Annotated in this window: 20 protein-coding genes and 1 tRNA gene; 5 read left to right on the top strand and 16 right to left on the bottom strand. The window is 59.7% G+C overall.

What is annotated here, in order from left to right:
• Positions 1 to 5: 5 nt before the first annotated feature.
• From NLY42_RS28555 to NLY42_RS28600, 10 genes are all read right to left on the bottom strand, one after another.
• Entirely contained in the window at positions 6 to 983 is a 978-nt protein-coding gene (locus NLY42_RS28555; protein ID WP_155922470.1) for a hypothetical protein, read from the bottom strand.
• A complete protein-coding gene (locus NLY42_RS28560; protein ID WP_023754839.1) occupies positions 973 to 2,397 on the bottom strand; it encodes an ABC transporter ATP-binding protein in 1,425 nt (474 codons plus the stop codon). The genes NLY42_RS28555 and NLY42_RS28560 overlap by 11 nt, the downstream gene beginning before the upstream one ends.
• Positions 2,387 to 3,100 carry an ABC transporter permease gene (locus tag NLY42_RS28565; RefSeq protein ID WP_245261383.1) on the bottom strand — a complete coding sequence of 238 codons (714 nt, stop codon included), beginning with the start codon at positions 3,098 to 3,100 and terminating at the stop codon, positions 2,387 to 2,389. Before NLY42_RS28565 ends, NLY42_RS28560 begins: the two co-directional genes overlap by 11 nt.
• A gap of 68 nt (positions 3,101 to 3,168) precedes the next feature.
• Positions 3,169 to 5,697 (bottom strand): glycoside hydrolase family 99-like domain-containing protein, encoded by a 2,529-nt coding sequence (locus NLY42_RS28570; RefSeq protein ID WP_196813853.1) that lies wholly within the window; start codon positions 5,695 to 5,697, stop codon positions 3,169 to 3,171.
• A gap of 105 nt (positions 5,698 to 5,802) precedes the next feature.
• Positions 5,803 to 7,356 (bottom strand): sulfotransferase family protein, encoded by a 1,554-nt coding sequence (locus NLY42_RS28575; RefSeq protein WP_050588133.1) that lies wholly within the window; start codon positions 7,354 to 7,356, stop codon positions 5,803 to 5,805.
• Entirely contained in the window at positions 7,353 to 8,255 is a 903-nt protein-coding gene (rfbD, locus tag NLY42_RS28580) for a dTDP-4-dehydrorhamnose reductase (protein WP_023754843.1), read from the bottom strand. Before rfbD ends, NLY42_RS28575 begins: the two co-directional genes overlap by 4 nt.
• Positions 8,252 to 9,346: a dTDP-glucose 4,6-dehydratase gene (gene rfbB, locus NLY42_RS28585; RefSeq protein WP_023754844.1), complete on the bottom strand. Its 1,095-nt coding sequence runs from the start codon at positions 9,344 to 9,346 to the stop codon at positions 8,252 to 8,254. Before rfbB ends, rfbD begins: the two co-directional genes overlap by 4 nt.
• Positions 9,347 to 9,371: 25 nt before the next feature.
• On the bottom strand, positions 9,372 to 9,926 hold the full coding sequence (rfbC, locus tag NLY42_RS28590; RefSeq protein ID WP_023754845.1) for a dTDP-4-dehydrorhamnose 3,5-epimerase: 555 nt from the start codon (positions 9,924 to 9,926) through the stop codon (positions 9,372 to 9,374).
• Between the two features lies 1 nt (position 9,927).
• Positions 9,928 to 10,809, bottom strand: a complete 882-nt coding sequence (gene rfbA, locus NLY42_RS28595; RefSeq protein ID WP_023687178.1) for a glucose-1-phosphate thymidylyltransferase RfbA — start codon at positions 10,807 to 10,809, stop codon at positions 9,928 to 9,930.
• A gap of 271 nt (positions 10,810 to 11,080) precedes the next feature.
• Complete coding sequence (locus tag NLY42_RS28600; protein WP_023703207.1) at positions 11,081 to 11,674, bottom strand: biotin transporter BioY; 594 nt, start codon at positions 11,672 to 11,674, stop codon at positions 11,081 to 11,083.
• A 117-nt stretch (positions 11,675 to 11,791) separates the two neighbouring features.
• On the opposite strand from NLY42_RS28600, the gene NLY42_RS28605 reads away from it, so the two are divergent.
• Positions 11,792 to 12,700, top strand: a complete 909-nt coding sequence (locus tag NLY42_RS28605; protein WP_023754846.1) for an MBL fold metallo-hydrolase — start codon at positions 11,792 to 11,794, stop codon at positions 12,698 to 12,700.
• A 2-nt stretch (positions 12,701 to 12,702) separates the two neighbouring features.
• Here the strand turns inward: NLY42_RS28605 and NLY42_RS28610 are convergent, their stop codons facing one another.
• Together NLY42_RS28610 and NLY42_RS28615 are read right to left on the bottom strand one after the other, a co-directional pair.
• Complete coding sequence (locus tag NLY42_RS28610) at positions 12,703 to 13,485, bottom strand: DUF1499 domain-containing protein (protein WP_023684603.1); 783 nt, start codon at positions 13,483 to 13,485, stop codon at positions 12,703 to 12,705.
• A 122-nt stretch (positions 13,486 to 13,607) separates the two neighbouring features.
• Positions 13,608 to 15,236 carry a fatty-acid--CoA ligase gene (locus tag NLY42_RS28615; protein ID WP_023754847.1) on the bottom strand — a complete coding sequence of 543 codons (1,629 nt, stop codon included), beginning with the start codon at positions 15,234 to 15,236 and terminating at the stop codon, positions 13,608 to 13,610.
• 297 nt (positions 15,237 to 15,533) lie between these two features.
• Between NLY42_RS28615 and NLY42_RS28620 the strand changes: the two genes are divergently transcribed.
• Positions 15,534 to 15,893, top strand: a complete 360-nt coding sequence (locus tag NLY42_RS28620; protein ID WP_023670697.1) for a hypothetical protein — start codon at positions 15,534 to 15,536, stop codon at positions 15,891 to 15,893.
• Between the two features lie 159 nt (positions 15,894 to 16,052).
• On the top strand, positions 16,053 to 16,442 hold the full coding sequence (locus NLY42_RS28625; RefSeq protein WP_023731365.1) for a DUF427 domain-containing protein: 390 nt from the start codon (positions 16,053 to 16,055) through the stop codon (positions 16,440 to 16,442).
• Positions 16,443 to 16,607: 165 nt separating this feature from the next.
• Here NLY42_RS28625 and NLY42_RS28630 read toward each other — a convergent pair whose 3' ends face one another.
• The 3 genes from NLY42_RS28630 to ppdK all read right to left on the bottom strand — a co-directional run bounded on the left by NLY42_RS28630 (position 16,608) and on the right by ppdK (position 21,448).
• Entirely contained in the window at positions 16,608 to 17,378 is a 771-nt protein-coding gene (locus NLY42_RS28630) for a polysaccharide deacetylase family protein (RefSeq protein ID WP_050588131.1), read from the bottom strand.
• An 89-nt stretch (positions 17,379 to 17,467) separates the two neighbouring features.
• Positions 17,468 to 18,568, bottom strand: coding sequence for a glycosyltransferase family 9 protein (locus NLY42_RS28635; protein ID WP_023742710.1), 1,101 nt, complete (start codon positions 18,566 to 18,568; stop codon positions 17,468 to 17,470).
• 174 nt (positions 18,569 to 18,742) lie between these two features.
• Positions 18,743 to 21,448 carry a pyruvate, phosphate dikinase gene (ppdK, locus tag NLY42_RS28640; RefSeq protein WP_023754848.1) on the bottom strand — a complete coding sequence of 902 codons (2,706 nt, stop codon included), beginning with the start codon at positions 21,446 to 21,448 and terminating at the stop codon, positions 18,743 to 18,745.
• A gap of 215 nt (positions 21,449 to 21,663) precedes the next feature.
• Between ppdK and NLY42_RS28645 the strand changes: the two genes are divergently transcribed.
• Together NLY42_RS28645 and NLY42_RS28650 are read left to right on the top strand one after the other, a co-directional pair.
• The gene (locus NLY42_RS28645) at positions 21,664 to 22,008 is read left to right on the top strand and encodes a VOC family protein (RefSeq protein WP_023670692.1); all 345 of its coding nucleotides are present in this window, start codon (positions 21,664 to 21,666) and stop codon (positions 22,006 to 22,008) included.
• 110 nt (positions 22,009 to 22,118) lie between these two features.
• A tRNA-Gln gene (locus tag NLY42_RS28650) sits at positions 22,119 to 22,193 on the top strand.
• A 117-nt stretch (positions 22,194 to 22,310) separates the two neighbouring features.
• Here NLY42_RS28650 and NLY42_RS28655 read toward each other — a convergent pair.
• Positions 22,311 to 22,619 carry a hypothetical protein gene (locus NLY42_RS28655; protein WP_023670691.1) on the bottom strand — a complete coding sequence of 103 codons (309 nt, stop codon included), beginning with the start codon at positions 22,617 to 22,619 and terminating at the stop codon, positions 22,311 to 22,313.
• Between the last annotated feature and the right edge of the window lie 996 nt (positions 22,620 to 23,615).

Here is a 23,615-nt window from a genome sequence, read left to right on the forward strand (position 1 = left end):
CAAAGTCAACGGCGAAGAAGCGAGTAGGCTCGCCATACCTCTAGTTCCCTTCGTCTGCGGTGAATGTTCGACTGGTCCAACGGATCGATCTCTCGAAAAAGACCAGCGGCGACCAAGCGTTCAGCATAGCTGATGTTGGTCTGTCTAAATGCCAGCTTGGTTTCGGTTGGCGATGCAAGGCAGGAGAACAATTCACCATTTAATACGCGCTTTATTGCTCCCGACAGTCCAGCGGCATCACCCCTTTGATAGTGGGTAACATCAGCAGGAAGTTCCAAGAGGTCGAAAAGGCTGGTGAACTTGGAAGAGTATCCTATCAACCCGACTTGTCGACCCGACAGGAGCCCCCAATAGGCGACATGATATGAATTTGTTACGATCTTTCCGGTCAAAGCGAACTTGGACCGAAATTCAGGTTCCGACATAGAATTAGTGCCAACTATCGCATTCGGCTCGATAGTCGAAAGGACATCCAAGACCGCCTGCCCGCTTGCGGCCGGATTCTGGTTGAGGAAAACGCCCAGCGCCGTCCCTGGCAAGATATCGACGATATCTCCCATCACGCTGGCACAGGGTACGAGTGTAGAATTGGATACCGCCAGAGCACGATCGCGAGAGCCAAAAAAAGAAAAATCCGTTGGAATTGAGGAAGAGAGTTCTCCGAACCCGTTCAAGGGTTGGATACTCTGGCCAACCCCCCAAGCGACTTTTCGGTCCGACTCAACCAAGGAGCTTGCATAAGCTCCGAAATCATTGAACGCGCCACCACCCAGAATGAGAATTCGAGAGAACCCGCTTTCTGAAGGTGAGTGACATTTGAAGTCGAAATAGTGGCGCGGGCTAGAAAGATAGTCGCCGATATTAAACGTCGAAGGCCACGCATGCACAAACGACAGCGTCGCTCCCCCGCAATGCATTGAAATGGCCGGAAATTGAGCCTGGATCCCCTCCGAAGACATGGACGCGCCTAGCTCATCGGTCAACAGTGACCACCATAGAGAGATCTACGAGCCCTGCCGCCAATGTTTCGTCCTCCTCTACCACTCTGAAAGCGATGGCGTCGATAATTCGGTGGAGAGGCACCTCATCAACCTCTGGCAATCCGCGGACCTGGCACGTGACAAAATAGTGACCAGGAAGCAGTAGGCTAGTGAACTCAAATCTTGATCTTAGAGATGAACCAGCCTGCGCCAGTTCGACCCGAGACGCCCTGCATTTGGCACCTGCGACATGGAACCCGGTTGTGGTTGTTATGCCGATGCCGAACCCCACCCGAGTAGCGTCGGTTGAAAAATCGGTCCAATATTCTATGAAGTATCTTCTGCCGAGCCTCAGCACATTCACCTGCTCGCCGCTCACAGTGAGTATGCGAACGTCGCGAATGCGTGCGCCTCTCTCTTCTTGATAGGCAGTTGACTTGGAAACGAGTGAAGGATCGAAGCCATCCGCACATTCCAATTGTTTGGAGAGCGCTTCGCTGTGCTTAATTTCGTTTGTGGGCGCCTGTGAATTTTCGACAACAACTTCATCTTCGGATTCTGATCTCAGCCAAGGCAATTCGATTGGGATGGTGGGAGATATCGTTGCATCCCTCATAGCCACAATTTGCGCCCGGATTTCCGCCGCGCCCTCCGCACTGGCATTTACCAGCCGCTGATATTGGCCTGTCACCGTCTTTGGGCGGCCGGTCAACATTATTTCACCCGCGTCGAGCAATACGGCGCGATCACAAAGTTGGACGATGGTCTGAGCGGCGTGGCTGACGAACAGAATCGTACCGCCACGTTCCCTGATCTGCTCGATTCGCGCGAAACATTTACGGGAGAACGCCTCGTCACCCACCGACAGCGCCTCATCGACCACCAGAATATCCGGATCGACATTAATGGCGACGGCGAACGCCAACCGAACATACATACCCGAAGAATAGGTCTTTACAGGTTGCTCGATAAAGTCTCCGATATCGGCAAAGGAGGCGATGGAGTCAAAGCGATTGTCCATCTCGGCACGGCTGAGGCCAAGGATGGATGCGTTGAGATAGGCATTTTCGCGACCGGTGAAATCGGGGTTGAACCCCGCGCCCAGTTCCAGCAACGCCGCTACGCGGCCATTGACGGTAACCGAACCACTGGTGGGCTGCAGTGTTCCGCAGATAATCTGCAGAAGCGTCGATTTTCCCGAACCGTTGCGTCCGATGATGCCGACGGTCTCGCCTCGCCGGACGTCCAAAGAAATATTGGTCAATGCAGCGAAGTCACGGAAGTAGCGCCGAGGCAGTTGCCTCACCAGCCGCTGCAGTCGCGGCACCACCATCTGTTTCAGCCGGTCTTCAGGCCGGTTGAACATCAGATGGTGCTTGGATACAGCCTTCACCGAGATGGCGATTTCAGAGGACATCTGCGAAGCCCTTGCGCGTGGCTCGGAAGAACAAAAACCCAAGGCCGGCAATGACCGCTGCCGTCACGGTATAAAAAGCCAACGCGTGCAAGTTCGGCAGTTCACCAAAAATCAGGACCCTGCGGGCCTGTTCAACGGGAGTCGAGATGGGATTCAATACCAGCCACGGTCGCACGGCCGCAGGCAGCGCCTCAGCCGGCACAAAAATCGGAGACAGGAACATGAGCGCGCTGACGATCGGGTTCAGTACCTGGCCGATATCGCGAAAATACACACCAACAGCGGCGAGGAACCACGACAAACCAAGGAGGAGGAGGATAAATGGAGCCACAACGACCGGCAGAAGCGGCGCCGTCAAGGGAATCGACCCCTGCGAAATCACAAGGAAGATGAGCATGACCAGAAAACTGACCATCATGTGAAACAACGCCGCTGCAAGCGCCACTACCGGTAGCACTTCAAGCGGGAAAACAATCTTCTTCACGTAGCTAACATTCGCCAGCACAAGCGTAGGAGCCCTCGTCAGCACCTCGGAGAAGGTTTGAAAGAAGATCAGGCCAACGAACAATATGATCGCGAACTGGGCCGTCGGCTGCCCCTCGCCTCCCCCTGCCCAACGCATCCGCAGAACCGTACCGAACATGAATGTGTAAACTGCGAGCATAAGCAGCGGGGTCAATAGCGACCACAAGATGCCAAGCATCGACCCTCGGTATCGTCCAGTCACTTCCCGACGCGTAAGGCTGATGATCACGTCAAGATAGTTAACAGTCACAGTTCGACAACCTTAAGAAGGGCGCGGACACGTTGAACCAAAGTGTCTGTGTCGACTTGGGACGTTACATGACGCTGGGTCAAATGAGGCTGGCCCGGAAATGGGCTTTCAACCATCTGCGAACGGCAGACCACCACTTCGTAGTCGAGCGAAAATAGCGTGCACGTGCGCGATAGCCACATCTCGGTGATGCCGAGATCGTTCCAGTAGCCGACCCAATCGTCGGGCGTCAAATCGACCAGCTTGGTGCCGGGTCGGCACCAGATTATGTTGGCGAAAGCTGACCCATGCGCGCCAACAATCACCTTGGCGTTTCGAAACAATTCCATTTGATCGACATATGGTAGTTTCGATGGGTCGATTGCAGTGAAGCCCAAAGCCTCCAGCGCCGAGATTACCTCGGGTTCGTTGTCAATGAACCGGTTGGAATAGGTGTTGGCCCGATCCCGTGCAAGGTAGATCAACTGTGGGGTTTCGGAAGCGGTCGGCAACGCCGGTTGCAGAGCATACTGTGCCAGGGAGTCCGGGTTGGGGTAATATGTTGTCCCAGTCGTGAGACTATTGCAGACCATGGCAGAGCGGAATCGAAATGGCGTATGCGGCAGAATTAGAAAATGATGGGGTAGAAAACCCCAAGTCGCCAAGATACCGCGCACCCACAATGGTGCATCATTTGGCAGCACCACCTTAAGGCGATTCTCCTTGATTTCGTTCTCCCAGAACAAAATCTGCGGAATAGCGTCGAATATGACGTGACCAAACGCAAAACTGGAGTGAAGCGGGAGCAACACATCTTCATCAATGAATTTGAATTCATTGAATAGCAATATATACTTCCCGTCCTCTTCATCCAGATAATCCAGAAGATTGAGGTCTTGATAGACATATCGGTAGACGATAATTGACTCTTCAATAATCGCTCCACCTTGCGTAATAACGCCGATGGCACGGGAGTGCGCTACGCAATTTAGAAAGCGTCCAAATTGAAATGGTACGGCGTCAAAAGATTTCTCTGCAAAAAGTTCCTTTAGTCGATCCAGCTTAGTGGCTCCGCAACCCGCAGTAACCTCGACGCTTTTGCTCGTGACGGCCCTACCTGGATAGGCCGTTAAAATAGCGTCGTTCTTCGACGCAAACAACTCGCCCCTCGTTTGAACTTGTCGGGCCGCTCGAGCAAGGGCGACGCTCTGCAAGACCAATGGAAATGTGGCAGTGGGCGCCGAGGAGCTGTTGTTCAGAAACGGCGATCGACGCCACAGTGATCGGATTGGTCGGGCGGCGGCGCGAGCAGCCCGGAAGCCACATCTGGCAACCCAGTATGCCACCGGCGCGTTAGCCAGCATCCCTTGAATCTTTAACTTGGTCGCAGCGAAGCGCTGTACCGGCGAATCTGCTTTCCATATCGCACCGCTTGAAACCGCAAGGGAAGTTCCTGCGTCCGTCCGGAAAGGATGCCGGTCAAAAACATCGTCAAGAACGGACTTGCTTTCCTTGACCCGCAGAGTCGCATCCAGGAAGGCACGCCCGAACTTCCTATCCGGCTCTAGGTGACAGCCCTCGGCCCATTCGTTCCATGCATTTATAAAAACAAGCCGTTCGTTTGGAGCGCGCTCGACCATAGTACGGGACGTCGCCGCCCTCAACCAACGCTCATAGTTATCAGGGGTGGCAGCAAGCATTGCGACCGCGCGGTCGCGAATTCGGGCAGTGTTGTCCCATGAAGGGACTACGGTCCGATAAATTTTCTTATCGCGATAATCCCGACCGAGATAGTTGCCGGCCACATCTGCATAATCCACGAACATACCTCTGAAGGAATCAAAGGTCGTCACTTCACGGTTGATGTTTTGGACCACCATATTGTGTGGGGGGAACTCCACTCCAGCATCGAACCCGAGTGACTCATAATCGAGATTGCCATGCGTTAACGCGGCAACAAGGTGGATTTCTCCGATCCCGATCTTCCGGCAATGCTCACGCCATATTTCTAGAGCTTGGGCGGGGTTCGGAAGCTGCTGCGGCCTGTAGACAAGCAAGATTGGTCGCCCGTCCACGCGAAGATATCGGTCATCTCGGAAGAAGGGGACCACGCTTTCGATAAAGCTGATTTCATAACCCGGCTCATAATTCTGCGAAATCAGCATATGCTGCTCCGCACCATCCCAGCGCCGTGTCCAGTTCTCGTTTGCCCAAGATAAGCAGAAGGGCATACGAGCGGACTTATCGGCAAGGTAGGCATCGACCGGCTTGTCCAACAGCCGCTTACCGCTGAACCAATAATAGTGAAAACAGAACGCATCGACACCATACTGCTGGGCAAGTGCTATCTGCTCGTGTTGCGTTTCCCGTACCCGAAGATCATAGAATCCAAGTTCCGTGGGGAGATGCGGCTGATAGTGACCGTCAAACAATGGCGTCGCCTTGGTAACATTGGTCCATTCTGTAAAACCCTTGCCCCACCAGGCATCATTCTCTGGGAAAGGATAAAACTGCGGCAGGTAGAACGCCAGATATGTCGGTTTCATAAAGGAAATTCCAAGCATTTATATCCACAGTCATTCTCGCACCGAAATCGAAGCTATTCGGCTAAAATTCCGGTCACGGGCAACCCAGGCACTAACTATTTCGATTTAATTTTTAACCCGCATCCTAAAGAAATATCGAATCTTAGATGTTATTTTATATAAACTCCAAAAAAAGCTTTTGTGAACTCTCTCCAAACCGATAGAATTATCTGAAATACCTTGTTGCTTTTCTCCTAGTTCCTTTACCACTCTAAGCAAATATTCTTTAGTCTTTATTATCTCCTCTTCTTTTTCTGCGACTTTATCTCGACTTAGCGCAAGGGCGATTTCCAGCTGTTGCCGTTCATGCTCGACTACAGATTGAGCCGAAACACTTGCTGCTCGCTCTCTGAGATACTTCTCATTCGCGGCAATTAACACCTGAGCCTGTTCCTCTTTTGTAGAGAGCGCTTTTTCCAACGCCTTGGCAGCTTCGGTAGACTCAACCTCTAACCTCTTAGACTCAGATAAATTTTCTTGGAGCGTGACGAGCTCTTCCTGGACCTTAGCTCTTTCCGCAGCCCAACCTGACCTTTCATTACGAAACTCCTGCAATATAATCTCACAACTATCTATTATCCTTTTCAGTTCTTCGTCTTTTTTTTCCAATATCTCCCTAAGGCTTCTTTCTATAAACCTGAATTCGTCAGTTTTCCTTTTCAATTCTGGGAAAACGGCCTCACCGAAAAGAACGGTCTCCGCGTCGAATTCAACTCTGATACTATCGAGGACCGCCATCGCTTGGTTATCGGCTGGATCGGCTTCCAGCGCTCGAAGGGCTTTGTAGGCCTCTTTGACCCAAGGAAGGACCCGTTCGTCGGCAGAAAGCCGGTCATCGTTTATCGCGTGATGTCTGTGATCCGAGGACAGATAAGCATCAATCTCCGGCCCGGCGTCTTCGAACGGCCTTGACCAACCCGGTCGCACGGCGGTGACGACTTTCGTCAGCTCCGAGCGCCAATCGACCATCATGGCGTCATATGAGACGAAGACCCGCGACATACCCCGCGTTGCGCGCTCGGCTTCAAGTTGATGTCGTAGCCAAAGCAGCGAGCCTGTTGCGAAAGTCGAACCGTCGCGTTTGCCAAGAGACGCGATGACCTCCAGCGGATTGCGGTTTGCCAGCACGTAGTGCAGTTGAAAATTTTTCGCCTTTAGAACAGCGGCATAAAGCTGCGCAAAGCGGGAAATTCGTGGTTCCTTGAGAACGATCGCAGAAGCATTTTCGTACTCTTCGTCGACAATTCGGGAAATTTCCGCTTTGTAGAACCCGATGCGCGAAGCTCCCAGATCTCCTGGGTCGAAGCTGCGCCAGTCATCCCAGCGGCTGCCGGCCTCAGCCAGCATCTTCTCATTGAGATGATTGAGGCTCGTCGGCTCCCAATAGCCGCTGGCATTGCTGTCGTCCGGATCAATAACCTGGTGCGGAAGCGCCGCGCCCAAAAGGCTGATGACCCTGGTCAGCGCGCTCGTGCCCGAGCGGTGCATGCCCAGCACCATGATGCAGATACGCTTCGCTGGCTTGGCAGCCTTGGCGCGCTTCTTCGGCGCCGGTTGATCGATCCCCTTAGGGTCGGGCGTCGCGTCATGCAATTGCTCGGGTAACGGATGCTTGTTCATGCAGTCAATGCCTGTTTTGTCTTGCTCCCCGCCAGCCTGCGCACCACCTTTTCCGCCGACTCGTGCCACACCGGGGCCGTGCATTCAAACGCCGACGCGAACTTTTCGCTCGACAGCCGGGAACTGGCGGGCCGCTTTGCCCTAGTCGGATAGTCGCTGGTCGCGATGTCGCGCACCCGCGCGGTAGGCCCGCCGTGCCGCGCGCTTGTGTCGAGAACATGACGGGCAAAGCCGCTCCAGCTGGTCTCGCCGGTGCCGGCAAGATGATAAATGCCGTAGCCGTCAAAGTCGCCGCGCAACACCGCCGCCGCATGCAGGATCGCGTCGGCAATATCAAGTGCGGATGTCGGATTTCCCCATTGGTCGGCGACCACGGCGATCTCGTCGCGGTCGCCGGCCAGCCGCAGCATGGTTTTCACGAAATTCTTGCCGAACGGGCTGTAGACCCAGGCGGTGCGCAGGATCAGATGGCGCGGATTGACGGCGGCCACGGCCAGCTCGCCGGCAAGCTTGGAGGCGCCGTAGACGCCGAGCGGTGCGGTGGCGTCGGTCTCGACATAGGCGCCGTCCTTGGTGCCATCGAAGACGTAGTCGGTCGACAGATGGATTACGGGCACGCCGAGCTTCGCGGCCGCCTCGGCGACCTTGCCGGCGCCGACGGCGTTCACAGCGAAGGCAAGATCGGGCTCGTCCTCGGCCTGGTCGACCGCGGTGTAGGCGGCAGCCGACACCACGATATCCGGCCGCGCTGCCGCGAGTGCGTCGAATACCGTATCGGGCCGCGCCAGATCGAGCACTGGGCGGCCGAGGGTGACGACCTCGATGCCATCGCGCCTCTGCCCGGCCTCCAGCAGGCTGGCAGCGACCTGACCGTCGCGTCCGGTGACAACCAGCCTCACGCCGCGCCCTTCCTGCCTTCAACCTGGCCGCGCGACCGGACTTGCCCCAGCCGCTCGCCGGCGTAGCGCTGCTCGCGGATCGGTCCCCACCACCATTTGTTGTCGAGGAACCAGTCGACGGTCCTTGCAAGGCCGCTGTCGAAACTCTCCGCCGGCGCCCAACCGAGATCCCGGCCGATCTTGGAGGCATCGATTGCATAGCGGCGGTCGTGGCCGGGCCGATCGGTGACGAAGCTGATCAAATCGCGGTAGCTCCTGCCGCCGCTGCGCGGACGCCTGATGTCGAGCAGGCCGCAGATCGTCTCGACGACGCCAAGGTTGGTACGCTCGGAATTGCCGCCGACATTGTAACTTTCGCCCGGCTGGCCCTTGGTGGCGACCAGCTCCAGGGCGCGGGCATGATCCTCGACGAACAGCCAGTCGCGCACATTGGCGCCGGCGCCGTAGACCGGCAGCGCCTTTTCGTCGAGCGCGTTGAGGATGACCAGCGGGATCAGCTTTTCGGGAAAGTGATACGGACCGTAATTGTTCGAACAGTTGGAGAGCACGACCGGCAGGCCGTACGTCTCGTGCCAGGCCCGCACCAGATGGTCGGATGCGGCCTTGGAGGCGGAATAGGGCGAGGATGGCGCGTAAGGCGTCTCCTCCACGAACATGCCGCCATCGAAGGGCAGATCGCCGAACACCTCGTCGGTCGAGACATGGTGGAAGCGGAAGCGCGCCTTCCTGTCCTCGTCAAGGCCGCGCCAATATTCGAGCGCCGAATTCAGCACCCGGTAGGTGCCGACGATGTTGGTCTCGATGAAGGCGCCGGGTCCGTCGATCGAGCGGTCGACATGGCTTTCGGCGGCGAGGTTCATGACGACGTCGATCTCGTCGCGGTGGAGGATGTCGAGAACCGCCCGCTCGTCACAGATGTCGACCTGCGCAAATTTGTAGTTGTGTGCATTCTCGATGGTGCGCAGCGAGGCCAGATTGCCGGCATAGGTGAGCTTGTCGAGATTGGTCACATGGTAGGCCGGATTGGCGCACAAATGCCGGCACACGGCCGAGCCGATGAAGCCGGCACCGCCTGTCACCAGAAAATTCATGGCGCTCTCCTCACATCGTCGCGCGTCATGCGAACACCTCGGCCTCAGCAAGCGCCGACGCCTTGAGGTCCTTGGCCGAGAGCTCGAAGGCGCCGGCCGGCGACGGCCAATCGATGCCGATATCAGGATCGTCGAAACGGATCGATCGATCATGCGCCGGCGAATAGGTGTCGGTGACCTTATACAGAACCTCGGTGTCCGGCACGAGCGTGACGAAACCGTGCGCGAAACCCTTCGGCACCAGGATCTGGTTGCCTCTCTCGGCCGATATTTCGAGCGCGACCCATTTTCCGAAGGTTTTCGAGCTGCGGCGGATGTCGACCGCCACGTCGAGAATCTTGCCTCGGATCACACGCAGCAACTTGTCCTGCGCGCGTGGAGGCAGTTGATAGTGAAGCCCCCGCACGACACCTGCGGCAGCCGAATAGGAATGATTGTCCTGGACGAAACGCAGATCGATGCCGGTCTCGGCAAAGGCCTCGGCATTCCAGGTTTCGATGAAATAACCGCGCGCATCGCCGTGCCGCTTCGGCACGATTTCCAGCACGCCGTCCAAACCGAGCTGCCTGACTTCCAGCACTCTATGTCTCCGTCAGCTCGGCGACACGCCGGCGCAGATAGGCGGCGTATTCGTTCTTGCCCAGGCGCGTGGCGCGCTCAAGCACCTTGTCGGCGGTCAGCCAGCCCTGCTCGAAAGCGATTTCTTCAGGACAGGCGACCTTGATCCCCTGGCGGTGCTCGATCGTGCGCACGAAGGAAGAGGCTTCATGCAGGCTGTCATGCGTGCCGGTGTCGAGCCAGGCATAGCCGCGGCCGAGCTGATGCACGTGCAATTTCCCGCGCTCGAGATAGACGTTGTTGACCGCCGTGATCTCGAGTTCGCCACGCGCCGAGGGCTTGATCGTCGACGCGATGTCGACGACCTCATTGTCGTAGAAATAGAGGCCGGTGACCGCCCAGTTGGACTTCGGCTCCCGCGGCTTCTCCTCGATCGTCAAAGCCGTGCCGCTGAGCTTGTCGAACGACACCACGCCGTAGCGCTGCGGGTCCTCGACATGGTAGGCGAACACCGACGCGCCGCTTTGGCGCTGCGCAGCAGTGCGGCAGAGCTGCGACAGGCCCTCGCCGAAATAGATGTTGTCGCCGAGAATCATCGACACATTATCCTTGCCGATGAAGTCGCGGCCGATGATGAAGGCCTCGGCAAGCCCGTTGGGCTGCGCCTGCTCGGCATAGGAGAATTCGACCCCAAATTCCGAACCGTCGCCCAGCAACTCCCGAAACACCGGCAAGTCGCGAGGTGTCGAAATGATCAAAATCTGGCGGATACCGGCGAGCATCAAGACGCTCAGCGGATAAAAAATCATCGGCTTGTCGTATATCGGCAGAATCTGCTTAGAGATCGCTAATGTAAGGGGATACAGACGCGTCCCGCTGCCTCCTGCAAGGATTATTCCCTTCAACAAGCTCTCCTTGAATTACCGGCCCCCGCCTCGAAATCAAGTTGCCCGTGCTTAGGTTTCGCGCAATGGCTTGTCAATTCAATCTCGGCCGTGGATCGGCGCCAGAATTGCTCTGGATCTGCCGCCTCGCGGCAATTTGACCGACCAGCACAGGCTGACGATGCAAATGGGCGTGGCGATTTGGCAACCGGCTTGCACCATCGGCTGGCGGACGCGTGACAACAAAAAGCCGGCGGGCCCTGGGCCCGCCGGCTCATTCATTTGTCCGGTTTCAGGGCTGCTTGGGCAGCAGCGACCATACCGCCGGCACCAGGCTGGCGGCGAGCGCAACCTTGATCAGGTCGCCGAGGACGAACGGCAAAACGCCGAACTGCCACGCCTTTTCCGCGCCGATGAGGGTGGCCAGCCAGGCAAAGCCCATGGCCATCATGACGATTTCGGCGACCAGCATGGCGTTGAACAACTTGATCGGGTGGCGGTCCCAGCCGCGGTCGGCGGCCCAGCCGACAATGGCCGCCATGACGACGAAGCCGGCGAGATAACCGCCGGTGCCGCCGATCATGTAGGCGATGCCGATGCCCTTTTCAGGCGTGCTTTGGAAGACCGGGAAGCCCATGGCGCCTTCGGCCATGTAGAGAAGCAGGGTAGCGACGCCAAGCCGCAGGCCAAATGCAGTGGCGATCAGCAGGACGGCCAGCGTCTGCAGCGAGATGTCGACCGGCCCGAGCACGACTTTCGTCTTGGCCGACAGGGTCAAAAGCAGCGTTCCGGCGATCGCCAGCAAAAGCTGGGTTGCCAGGCGCTGCGCGCCCTCCTGGGGCAAAGCGAGAGAAACAAGCGGGCGCATCGTCGTTGCAAGTGCCATGGTCTTCCCCAATCCGGATTGCCGCAGATCGCGGCCTTGCGTTTTTCTATATTGGCTTCCGTGTTATGCGGCAATCAGTTTTGCCGTCTTCCTGAACAGAGATTCAACGACACCGCCATGGCGCTCAAATTCGACACCAGCTTCGATCCGGCCTATGGCGAGGGCGTCACCGTTGCGCCGGACGTCTTGCGCGTCACCGCCAAAAACCCCAGCCCGTTCACCTTTCACGGCACCAACAGCTACATCGTCGGGCGCGATACGCTGGCGGTGATCGACCCGGGTCCGGATGATGAAGCGCATTTCCAGACGTTGCTGAAGGTGATCGCAAACCGGCCGGTCAGCCATATCTTCGTCAGTCACACGCATCGCGACCATTCTCCCCTGGCCGCCCGGCTGAAAGCGCGCACCGGTGCCGCCGTGCTGGCCGAAGGCCCGCACCGCCCGGCAAGGCCGCTGCGGATCGCCGAGATCAATCCGCTCGACGCCAGCGCCGACACCGGTTTCGTGCCGGATGTCACTTTGCCCGACGATACGCTGGTCGAGGGCGATGGCTGGACGATCCGGACGGTGCTGACGCCGGGCCACACCGCCAATCACGCGGCATTTGCGCTCGAAGGCACCGGCATCCTGTTTTCGGCCGACCATGTGATGGCGTGGGCGACGTCGATCGTGGCGCCGCCGGACGGCGCGATGGCCGACTACATGGCCTCGCTGGATAAATTGATCGCGCGCGGCGACCGCCTGCTGCTGCCCGGCCATGGCGGCCCCGTGAATGCGCCGCGCAGCTTCATGCGCGGGCTGAAGACTCACCGCAAGATGCGCGAACGGGCGATCCTCGAACGGATCCGGGGCGGCGACCGGACAATCCCGGACATGGTCAAGGCGATCTACAGGGACACCGACCCGCGCCTGCATGGCGCCGCCGGCCTGTCGGTGCTTGCCCATCTCGAGGACCTGGTGGCGCGCGGCCTGGTTGCTACCCAGGGTGACCCGGCCATCGACGGCGTTTTTGTGCCGGTGGGGTAGAACTACTCAGCCGGCGCCGCACCCACCTGGCCCGCAACTTCCTGATCAAGTTCGGCGAGGAACCCGACGATACGGGCGGCATTGTCGCCGAGGTCGTAGCGGCCGTAGCGGGAGGCCGAGCGCATGTCGACGACGATGGTGTCGCCATCATTGCTGACCCGGATGGCGACGTCGGCGGGCAGGCCGACGACGAAGCTCCGGGCCACGGCCGATATCGTCACCTCGTCTTGACCGTCGGTCACTGGGTATGGCGCGGTAAGTTGCCAATCGCGGCGGTCGAGCACGGTTTCAACGGCGTCGACGACGGTTTCGAAAGGCAGATTGTAGCTATGCCCGGTGACCAGCGGATAGGCGTCGGCCTGCAGGCGCGCTTCGCCCGGCGTTGGCAGCGCGAGCACGTTCATGTCCTTGGTGCGGTCGCTGGTGTCGAGCACTGGCGGATTGTCGAGGTCCGTCGTGATGTCCCTCAGGGGCGGCGTGGTCGCCGCCAAATAGGTGGCAAAGCCGTAGGGCGTCAGCACCAGCAGCGCCAGCAGGGCGCCGACCGAGAGGTCACGGCCGCCACGGTCACCGAAATGCCACAGCCTGGACAGAGCGAGACCGGCAAACAGCAAAGCGAATGCGGCAAGCAGGGCGACGATCGCCAGCACCCACAGGAAGGCCGGCGTTTCCACCAGTTCGAAATGATGGCCGGCCAGCACGGTGAGCAGCAGGACCAGGGCAAAAGCGCCCGTGCGCCGCGACCAGCCGGCCGCCTTCGATGTCTGCCGCTCGTCAATTTCCATTGTCTTCAGCACCGCCCCAACCCGCACAGACGCTTAGAGCAAAGGATGCTCAAATTGAACATCCCCTGCCCTAACGTTTTTGCGGCCGGTAGCTTGAAGGTCAAGGAAACGCACGGTCCCGGTCAATCCGTCGGCAGGCGGTAGTCGCTGAACTGCTTGCGCAAGGTGATCTTCTGGATCTTGCCGGTGGCGGTGTGCGGGATTTCGCTGATGAAAGCGACGTCGTCGGGTATCCACCATTTCGGCACCTTGCCGTCCATGAACGCCAGTATATCGGCCTTGCTCGGCTCCTTGCCGGGCTTGGCGACCACGACCAGCAAGGGCCGCTCGCCCCATTTCGAATGATGGACGCCGATCGCCGCGGCCTCGGCGACATCGGGATGGCCGACGGCGAGGTTCTCCAGGTCGATGGTCGATATCCACTCGCCGCCCGACTTGATGACGTCCTTGGCGCGATCGGTGATCTGCATGTAGCCGCCGGAATCGATATGGGCGACATCGCCAGTGTCGAACCAGCCGTCCTTGTCGAACTGCTCGGCTCCGACGCCGCCATAATAGGCGCTGGCGACGGCTGGACCGCGCACCTTCAGCCGGCCGAAGGTCTTGCCGTCCCAAGGCAGTTCCTTGTCGTCGTCATCCGTCACCTTCATCTCGACCCCGAAGGGCGGGTAGCCCTGCTTGCCCTGGATATCGAGCCGGTCCTCGCCCTCGAGCGCTTGATACTGCGGCTTCATGGTGCACAGCGTGCCGAGCGGTGACATTTCGGTCATGCCCCAGGCATGGATGACTTCGACACCGTAATTGTCCTGGAATTTCCTGAGGATGGCGCGCGGGCAGGACGAGCCGCCGATGACGACTTTGCTGAGATAGGGAAGCTTCTTGCCGGTGTCTTCCAGATGCTGCAGCAGCATCATCCAGACGGTCGGCACGGCGGCGCTGAAGGTCACCTTCTCGGTGTCGAGCAGCTCGTAGATCGAGGCGCCGTCCATCTTGCAACCGGGCATGACCAGCTTGGCGCCGATCATCGGCGCGCTCTGGCCAAGGCCCCAGGCATTGGCATGAAACATCGGCACGACGGGGAGGATCGTGTCCCGCGCGGAGAGGCCCATGGCGTCGGGCATGGCAGCAATCATGGCATGCAGCACATTCGAGCGGTGGCTGTAGAGCACGCCTTTGGGATCGCCCGTCGTGCCGGAGGTGTAGCACATGCCGGCTGCGGTGTTTTCGCCGAAAACCTTCCAGGCGAAGTCGCCATCGGCCTCGTTCAACCAGTCCTCATAGGCAACCACATTCGGCAGCGTCGTTTCAGGCAGATGCGCCTTGTCGGTCAGGACGATCACCTTTTTCAGCGATTTGACCGCGCCGGCGATCTTTTCCAGCAGCGGCATGAAGGTCAGGTCGACGAAGATCCCTCTATCCTGCGCATTGTTCATGATCCAGACGATCTGCTCGGGGAACAAACGCGGGTTGAGCGTATGGTAGATGGCGCCGATGCCCATGATGCCGTACCAGGCCTCTATGTGGCGCGCCGTGTTCCAGGCCAGGGTCGCGATGCGGTCGCCGAGCACAAAGCCATCGCGCTCCAACCGTTGAGCGACCTTGAGCGCGCGGCGATTAACTTCAGCATAGGTGGTGCGAACGACAGGACCTTCGATCGAGCGCGAGACGATCTCGCGCGTCCCGTGCTGCCGCTCGGCATTGTCGATCAGCTTGTGGCAGAGCAGCGGCCATTCCTGCATCAGTCCGAGCATCTGGTTCCTCCCATTGCTTCCTCGTTTTTCCCGTCTTTTGTTCCATTGTGGGACGAACGGACGGATTGTCCAGCCATGACGTCTCCAACCGTTAACGGCTGAAGCAAGCAGTGATCGAAAGGCGGGGAAAACCGCCACAATCCGGCCATCGTCGACGTTAAGGTTCGTTAACGGGGTAGGGGTGCGGATTGGCGACTGAAAGAGGTTCGCATGGACACGCAGCTCGACGGCAAGCAGATCGACGACAGGCAGATCGACGACAGGCAGCTGGATGACAGCGGGGCCGAAGACGTGCAGTTGGACGATATTCAACTCGACGACAAAGAGCTTGAAGACACGCTTGCCGCAAGTCTGGCCGATCTCGTGCCGGAGGCCAAAAAGGTCTCCGAAGACGAATTTGTCGAGGTGGTCGGCGGCGCCCTTGAAGCGGTCGGCGGCACGCTGCTGTTCAAAATGTGCGTCCAGAACGAAGGCGAAGGCCAGCATGTCGCCGCCGCATCGATCGGCGATGGCGGCAATCGCCAGTTCCTGCTGCTCACCTTGCCGACAGGCGGCGGCCCACTGAAGGTCGAGACGACGTCAAGAAGCACCAACCCGGTAGCCGGTATTGCCGCGGCCTATGCCGGCCTCATGGACGTGTTCAAGACCGCAGCCTGAGCATTCCACGCGGGATCGTTTTTAGTGATCGGAAGGCCAGCTCTGGGCTACTGGCGAAGGCTTGCGCAACGGGTTCTCCAGACACATTTTAGAGACATGGGAAGCATCCCGCACGCTCTCAATCGGACTGTGCTCCCAATCGAACAAGGAGAACCCCGCATGGACCAGATCGCCAACCCCGCCCCCGGCTTTCAGAGCAATCCCGGCAAGGTCATCACCGTCGAACCCTATCGCGGTACCGTGGTAGTGCGTGCCGGCGATACGGTGATCGCCTCATCGACGCGGGCGAAGCTTCTGTCCGAACCGCCCTACCGCCAGGCATTCTACATCCCCTTCGAAGACATCGACTTCACCCAGCTCGGCAAAACCACCCTGTCGACCCACTGCCCCTACAAGGGCGACGCCAGCTACTGGAGCGTGCTGCCGGCCGGCGAGACCGGCAAGGACGCAATGTGGGGCTATGAGCAGCCGTTCGACGAAATGGCTGAGATTCGCGACCACGGCGCCTTCTATCCCGACAGGGTGACGATCGAAGCAGCACCGGCCTGAGCAAGCGACTCAAGCCGCCGTTGCTCGCTTCGTCATCCCAGGGTCTTCGCGACGGAGCTTCGCTCCCGTTTCATCCTGGGATGACGAAGCTCAGAGGCCTCGGCTAATCTCAAACGTCGGCGACGTCAGTCCAAAGGCGGTGAAACTGCCTGCCGCCGCCTGATCCTAATCAGTCGTCCCGTCGTTGCCGACACCGTCGGCGTCATCCAGCCGCACGAACGTCAGCCCCTTGGCCTTCAGCGCGAGCAGACCTTGCACGACGCCCTCGCCGGCGGCGTGGGTCGGCTGGTTGATGTGGGCGATGATGACATCGCCATCCTTGGCGGCGGCGATGCGCCGGGCAGTTTCTGTTGCGCCGAGCAACGAGCCGCCATCGCCGTTGATCGAAAAGCCGGCGACCTTGAAGCCAAGCTTGCGGATCATGGCGATAGCCGACGGGCTGTATTCGGCGGTCGCGCCGCGAAACCATTTCGGCGCCGGCTCGCCGGTGCCAGCGAGAGCGGCAGCGCCCGATTCGACTTCGGCCTGCACCGCTTCCGGGCTGCCGGCGCTGCGGATGCCATAGATCTTGCGCGGCGTGTCGACGGCCGGGATGTGATGGCCGCCATGGTTTTCCAGTTCGAACAGGTCCGGATGCGCGCGCATGATCTCGACGGCGGCGGCGTTGCGCTTCAGCCAGATACCGGTGACGAAGATCGTCGCCGGAATCCGGTTCTCCACCAGCGCCGACAGGATCCTCGTATCGGTCTGGCCGCCGCAGGCGTCGAGCGTAAGCGCGACGCGGCCGACACTGCTACCGTCCTCAGCCTTCAGATGCAGCGCCGGCTCGACAAGCGGCGCGGCCTGGGCCGAGGACACGGCCACGATAGATAGCGCCAAGGCGCAAAACAGCTTTTGCAAGGGATGCCTGTCTTGTCTGAGAATCGGCGCTGTCATAGCCGCATCCCAGGACCCGCAACAAGGCGGAAATCGGGATAGTGGCCGTGAGAAAGCTGATATCCCGACAATGTGACCGCCGCGCACCGTCAGACGGCGTGTTCCAGTTCCACATGCGTGCGTGACAGGACTTCGCGCACGGCCGCGACGACCGGTTCGACCTCGAGGCGCCAGACACAGCAGGCCTTGCTGGGATCGAGCGGATTGCACAGGCTGCCCGCCACGCAATTGCACGGCATGGATGGCTGCAAGGCGAGACTGGGCACGCCGACCGGTCCCCAGACGGTCGGGCTGGTCAGGCCGAACAGGCCGACAACCGGCGTTCCGGCCGCTGCTGCCATGTGCATGGGGCCGCTCTCATTGCCGACAAACAGCCGCGCCTGCTGCAACACCGCCAGCAGCGTTTCCAGCGACAGCGCGCCGACGAGGTTGATGATCGACGCGGCACTGGCGAGGATCTGCTCGGCCGGCTTGCGCTCGTCAGGGCCGCCGACGAGTACGAAATCCAGTCCGGTTTCGCGCGAAATCGTGTCGATCACGGCGGCAAAGCGTTCATGCTGCCAGCGCCGGCCGTGAAAACTTGCGCCGGCATGCACCGCGATAAAGCCGTTTGGCCGCAAATGGTGTTTGTCCAGCAATGCCTGGGCCCTCGCCGTCTCCATCGGCAATGGCCGAATCGACGGCACCCGCACGCGCAGGCCGACGCCGAGCGGCTCGAGCGGCGAAAGGTAGCGGTAGAGATAGTGACGTTCGCCAAAACCGAACGGCTCGGCAAAGACATTGGCGGGCTGGCGCTCATGCCAGCGCAGCGGCCTTTCCGGAGGATTGTAGCCGATGCGGGTGCTGGCGTTGAGGAACCTGACGATGAGCCGCGATGTCTTTGAATCGGTGAGGTCGATGGTCAGGTCGAAACGGAATTGGCGCAGCTGGCTGATCATCGAATAGAGTTCGCGTCCACGCTCCAGCGGGGTGCCGCGCATGGCGGCGCGGCGGAAGGTCACGACTTCCGAGGCGATGCCGTGGGCGGTCACGAAACTGGCGAGGCTCGCCTCGCAGAGGAAGACGATCCTGACACCGGGATATTCGAGCTGCAGGTTCTTGGCGAGCGTGGAGGACAGAACAACATCGCCGATGAACTTGGTCTGGATAATCAGGATCGAGCGGAAGGGTCTGGGCGAAATCTGTAACATCTTTTTCTCGGCACCGGGCGGGTTGGGGGGCCGTGAAATTGGGCAGAAACGATGTCGGGATTGCGTGTTGGGGCGCGCACATCAGCGTGAATTTGCTTACAAAATCGTAAGCTTAGCGCTAAACGGCCACCCAGGGGTGGCCGTTTCATCGATACCGAAAGGACTGTGTCGAAATCAGGATGCCGCGGCGCTCTTTTTGGGGCGCGGCACTGCTGTTTTGGCAATCTGCACCGCGGCTTGGGCTGCGGCCAATCTTGCGATCGGCACCCGGTAGGGAGAGCACGATACATAGTCGAGGCCGACCTCTTCGCAGAAGCGGATCGAGGCCGGATCGCCGCCATGTTCGCCGCATATGCCGAGCTTGATGTCGGGCCGCGTCGCCCTGCCTTTTTGCGCAGCCATGCGCACCAGTTCGCCGACACCCTCGATGTCGAGCGAGACGAACGGGTCCTGCTCGATGATTCCTTTCTGCCGATAGGTCTCGAGGAAGGACGCCGCATCGTCGCGCGAGATGCCGAAGGTGGTCTGGGTGAGATCGTTGGTGCCGAAGGAGAAGAACTCGGCCGTAGCGGCGATGACGTGGGCGCGGATCGCCGCGCGCGGAAGCTCGATCATCGTGCCGGTGAGATAGTCGATCTTGACGCCGGTCTCGTCCATGACAGCCTTGGCGACCGCATCGATGCGCGCCTTGACGTAGTCGAGCTCCTTCACCAGGCCGACCAGCGGCACCATGATCTCGGGAACGACCAGCGCGCCGGCTTTCTTGCCGGCCTCGACGGCTGCCTCGAAAATGGCGCGCGCCTGCATCTCGGCAATCTCGGGATAGGAGACGGCGAGACGGCAGCCGCGATGGCCGAGCATCGGGTTGAACTCGTGCAGGGCTTCTGTGCGCTGCCTGAGCTTGTCGAGCGAGACGTTCATGGCGGCGGCGACCTCCGCCACCTCCGCTTCCGTCTTGGGCAGGAATTCGTGCAGCGGCGGATCGAGCAGCCGGATCGTCACCGGCAGGCCGGCCATGATCTCGAACAGTTCGAGGAAATCCGAGCGCTGCATCGGCAACAGCTTGGCAAGCGCGGTGCGGCGGTCCTTCTCGGTATCGGCCAGGATCATCTCGCGCATAGCGACGATACGCTCGCCGTCGAAGAACATGTGCTCGGTGCGGCAGAGGCCGATGCCTTCGGCGCCGAAGGAGCGCGCCATGCGCGCATCGAGCGGCGTCTCGGCATTGGTGCGCACCTTCATGCGGCGCACCGCATCGGCCCATTCCATGATGGCGGCGAAATCGCCCGACAGTTCCGGCTGCAGCATCGACACGGCGCCCTTCAGCACCTGGCCGTTGCTGCCATCGATGGTGATGATGTCGCCCTTGCGGAAGGTCTGGCCCATCGACATCAGCGTGCCGGCCTTGTAGTCGACACGCAGCGAGCCGGCGCCCGAAACGCAAGGCTTGCCCATGCCGCGCGCGACCACGGCGGCGTGGCTGGTCATGCCGCCGCGCGTGGTCAGGATGCCTTCCGAAGCATGCATGCCGTGAATGTCTTCGGGGCTGGTTTCGATGCGCACCAGGATTGCCTTGCGACCTTGCGTCTTCAGATCCTCGGCATCGCCCGAGGAGAAAACAATCTCGCCGGTCGCCGCGCCCGGAGAAGCCGGCAGGCCGACGCCGATGACATCGCGCGCGGCCTTGGGGTCGATGGTCGGATGCAACAGCTGATCGAGCGAGGCCGGATCGATGCGGGCGACCGCCTCCTCCGTCGTGATCAGCTTGTCGCGCGCCATTTCGACGGCGATCTTCAGCGCCGCCTTGGCGGTGCGTTTGCCGGAACGCGTCTGCAGCATCCACAATTTGCCGCGCTCGATGGTGAATTCGAGGTCCTGCATATCGCGGTAGTGCTGTTCCAGGCGGTCGGAGATGTCGACGAAGGAGCGAAACGCGTCCGGCATCAGTTTCTGCAGCGACGGCTTGTCGGAGCCAGCGGCGATGCGCGCCGCCTCGGTGATGTTCTGCGGCGTGCGGATGCCGGCCACGACATCCTCGCCCTGCGCGTTCACCAGGAACTCGCCGTAGAGCATCTTTTCGCCGGTCGAGGGGTTGCGCGTGAAGGCGACGCCGGTGGCTGACGTCTCGCCCATATTGCCGAACACCATGGCCTGGACATTGACCGCCGTGCCCCAGCTTTCCGGGATGTCGTGTAGGCGCCGGTAGGTGATGGCGCGGTTGTTCATCCAGCTGGAAAACACCGCGCCGATCGCCCCCCACAGCTGCTCGTGCGGGTCCTGCGGAAACGGCTTGTCGAGTTCCTCCTCGACCTTGGCCTTGTAAAGGGCGATGACGCTCTGCCATTCCTGCGCTGTCAGTTCGGTGTCGAGCTCGTGGCCGAGGCTCGCCTTCTGGTCCTCCAGGATTTCCTCGAACACTTCGTGGTCGAGACCCATGACGACATCGGAATACATCTGAATGAAGCGGCGGTAGCTGTCATAGGCAAAGCGGGCATCGCCGGAATCGGCTGCCAACGCCTCGACCGTCTCGTCATTGAGGCCGAGATTGAGCACGGTGTCCATCATGCCCGGCATCGAGGCCCTGGCCCCGGAGCGGACCGAGACCAGAAGCAGCTTCGACGGATCGCCGAAACGGCGCCCCGTCAGCTGCCCGATATGGTCCAGCGCCTTGACGACATCGGCCTGCAACGCGGCCGGATAGCTGTTGCCGTTGGCGTAATAGGCGTTGCAGACTTCGGTGGTGAGGGTGAAGCCCGGCGGCACGGGCAGGCCAAGACTGCACATCTCGGCCAGATTGGCGCCTTTGCCGCCGAGAAGGTTGCGGTCGCCCGCACGTCCCTCCGCGGCGCCATCGCCGAAGGTGTAGACCCATTTGGTCATGCTCGCCCTCCAAGTCCTCGGAAGATAGAACACCGGGGCCAAGACCCGGTTCCCCCGCGTTCCGACCCGAGCGTTATTATGCTGCAGTGCGAAAGGCAAGGTGTGGCAGCGAAGCCCGGCGACTACAATCGATTAAGCAAAAGCTGCGTCGAAAAGACTTGCCGGATCGCTGCCCAGGATATAGAACATATAGGGAACAAGTTGGGAGCAGCGTGATGAAACTCAACGGAAAACTCGACTATCTCGAACTGCCCGCGACCGGCGCGACGCTGGACAGCGTCAAGGCTTTCTACAGCGCCGCCTTCTCGTGGTCGTTCACCGATTACGGGCCGACCTATTCGGCCTTCGGCGAAGGGCTCGATGGCGGCTTCCAGGCCGATGCAGCGGAGGCGCCGGCGAAACCATTGCCGGTGCTCTATTCGCAGGATCTGGAAGCAACGCTCGACGTTGTCGAAAGCGCCGGCGGCACGATCGTCAAGCCGATATTCTCGTTCCCGGGCGGCAGGCGGTTCCATTTCACCGATCCCGCTGGCAACGAGTTGGCGGTCTGGGGCGAATAGCGCGTCCCCGCGCCAAGCGGTGGATCAGTTTTGCACAGTGGCCAACTCGGCATTGAGCTTTCGTGCCGCTCGTCCTATAAGGCCGCGCGCAACGGGCAAAGCTCGCTTGCTGGGGCGTCGCCAAGTGGTAAGGCATCGGTTTTTGGTACCGACATTCCCAGGTTCGAATCCTGGCGCCCCAGCCAAATCACATGCCTTTGGAATCAATGATTTACCGACCTTATCGATGGCTGCCGTCAGGAGCTATCTGACTCCCACGCGACCCCGACTCCGTTGACAGAGCCGGGGCCGTGCGGAGAGGATCAGTAATCGTTGTCGTCCTGGATGACGACGGGATGATGCCGATGATGTCGATAATAGCGATGATGGCTGCGCTCGATCGAGCCGGTCACGATGACCGTATCCCGGCGATGATGTCTGCGGCCGTGGTCGTAGAAGGCAACCGTGCCGTGTCTGCGGTGATGAAGGCGTTGACCCTGGTCATTGATGACCTTTACGCTCCTGTGATGATGTCGATGGTGGGTCGTGATGACCACGTCAGCTTCGGCTGCCGGAGCTATCGTCGGCATGGCAATGAACAGCGCCAAGGCGCTCACGATCATTGTTTTCATTGTAATATCTCCACCTGCTAATTATCCCTTCGCGGGGATAACCGCGTCCCATCCCTTTGGTTCCGAGTAGCGTCGTCGGTCCACGGGCGCGATCAGTGACGGCTGCTCCCGTGCAACACGGCGTATCGAAAGAAGAAGTTGCGACAGCAGCTCCTGTTGGCAACTTCTGGTAAAGGCGCTCTTTCAAGCCGACCACCAGGGTTACGCCACTCGACAAAGGAGCGCTGCACAGGACCCTTCTATGTCGTCGCGTTCGATCTCCTGATCTGTGACGGGAAACACCCGTCTTGCGAGGAAGACCGTCGGCACAATTTGTGAGATTTACGAGACCAATCAGGCCATCTTAGATCGCCTAAGTCGGGCCGTCTCAGATCCCGTAAGAAAGTGCAAGGTAAACCACCGGCGCCAAGATCAGCAGAACCGCGATTCCGATAACCACTGCGATTGCCAGGCGCTCTGTTCGCCTGACAAGCTCAGCGACCTTGTCGTCGTCAGCCGATGGTATGAGGTCAAGAACGGAAGAAACCTCCGCAGGACTGTCGTTGTCGTTTGCGGGTCGGGTTGCGCCGTCACGCACAGATCTCTGGACAAAGGTCACTGTTAGCCTCGCTATTGAAACGCACGCCGTTGGCGGTGTCACGACAATCGGGTGCCCGCTAACCTCTCAGGAATGGCGGGCACCCGATTGACCACCGATGAAGGGACTCATGCTCGGCAGCCCGGTTCCAATGTATCGGGAGGGCATAGGTTGCCCGCCTTCAGGCCTATGGCTCCGACGTCAGGACTTCAGTCATACCCTGTTCGGACCTTGGTCTGGCAATCGACGAAGCGATGGCCGCCATTTTGTTTCGACGCAGAAAATGCGGGAACATTAGTAGGCTCTTACGAGTTCACTCCCAGCAACTAGTTCGGGAGAGATACGGTGAACAACATAATCTGGCTCATCGGAGCAGTCGTTATCGTGATTGCGATACTGAGCTTCCTGGGCTTCCGATA

It is taken from the genome of Mesorhizobium sp. C372A, assembly GCF_030323245.1.
Taxonomy (GTDB): Bacteria; Pseudomonadota; Alphaproteobacteria; order Rhizobiales; family Rhizobiaceae; genus Mesorhizobium.

Excerpts from the sequence above, each read along its gene's own strand:
- NLY42_RS28570 (WP_196813853.1), bottom strand. The coding sequence starts at position 5,697 with ATGAAACCGACATATCTGGCGTTCTACCTGCCGCAGTTTTATCCTTTC.
- NLY42_RS28605 (WP_023754846.1), top strand. The coding sequence starts at position 11,792 with ATGGCGCTCAAATTCGACACCAGCTTCGATCCGGCCTATGGCGAGGGC.
- NLY42_RS28610 (WP_023684603.1), bottom strand. The coding sequence starts at position 13,485 with ATGGAAATTGACGAGCGGCAGACATCGAAGGCGGCCGGCTGGTCGCGG.
- ppdK (WP_023754848.1), bottom strand. The coding sequence starts at position 21,448 with ATGACCAAATGGGTCTACACCTTCGGCGATGGCGCCGCGGAGGGACGT.
- NLY42_RS28655 (WP_023670691.1), bottom strand. The coding sequence starts at position 22,619 with ATGAAAACAATGATCGTGAGCGCCTTGGCGCTGTTCATTGCCATGCCG.
- NLY42_RS28565 (WP_245261383.1), bottom strand. The coding sequence starts at position 3,100 with ATGCTTGGCATCTTGTGGTCGCTATTGACCCCGCTGCTTATGCTCGCA.
- NLY42_RS28625 (WP_023731365.1), top strand. The coding sequence starts at position 16,053 with ATGGACCAGATCGCCAACCCCGCCCCCGGCTTTCAGAGCAATCCCGGC.
- rfbB (WP_023754844.1), bottom strand. The coding sequence starts at position 9,346 with ATGAATTTTCTGGTGACAGGCGGTGCCGGCTTCATCGGCTCGGCCGTG.
- NLY42_RS28630 (WP_050588131.1), bottom strand. The coding sequence starts at position 17,378 with ATGACAGCGCCGATTCTCAGACAAGACAGGCATCCCTTGCAAAAGCTG.
- NLY42_RS28575 (WP_050588133.1), bottom strand. The coding sequence starts at position 7,356 with ATGAACAAGCATCCGTTACCCGAGCAATTGCATGACGCGACGCCCGAC.
- NLY42_RS28615 (WP_023754847.1), bottom strand. The coding sequence starts at position 15,236 with ATGCTCGGACTGATGCAGGAATGGCCGCTGCTCTGCCACAAGCTGATC.
- NLY42_RS28635 (WP_023742710.1), bottom strand. The coding sequence starts at position 18,568 with ATGTTACAGATTTCGCCCAGACCCTTCCGCTCGATCCTGATTATCCAG.
- NLY42_RS28645 (WP_023670692.1), top strand. The coding sequence starts at position 21,664 with ATGAAACTCAACGGAAAACTCGACTATCTCGAACTGCCCGCGACCGGC.
- NLY42_RS28560 (WP_023754839.1), bottom strand. The coding sequence starts at position 2,397 with ATGTCCTCTGAAATCGCCATCTCGGTGAAGGCTGTATCCAAGCACCAT.
- NLY42_RS28600 (WP_023703207.1), bottom strand. The coding sequence starts at position 11,674 with ATGGCACTTGCAACGACGATGCGCCCGCTTGTTTCTCTCGCTTTGCCC.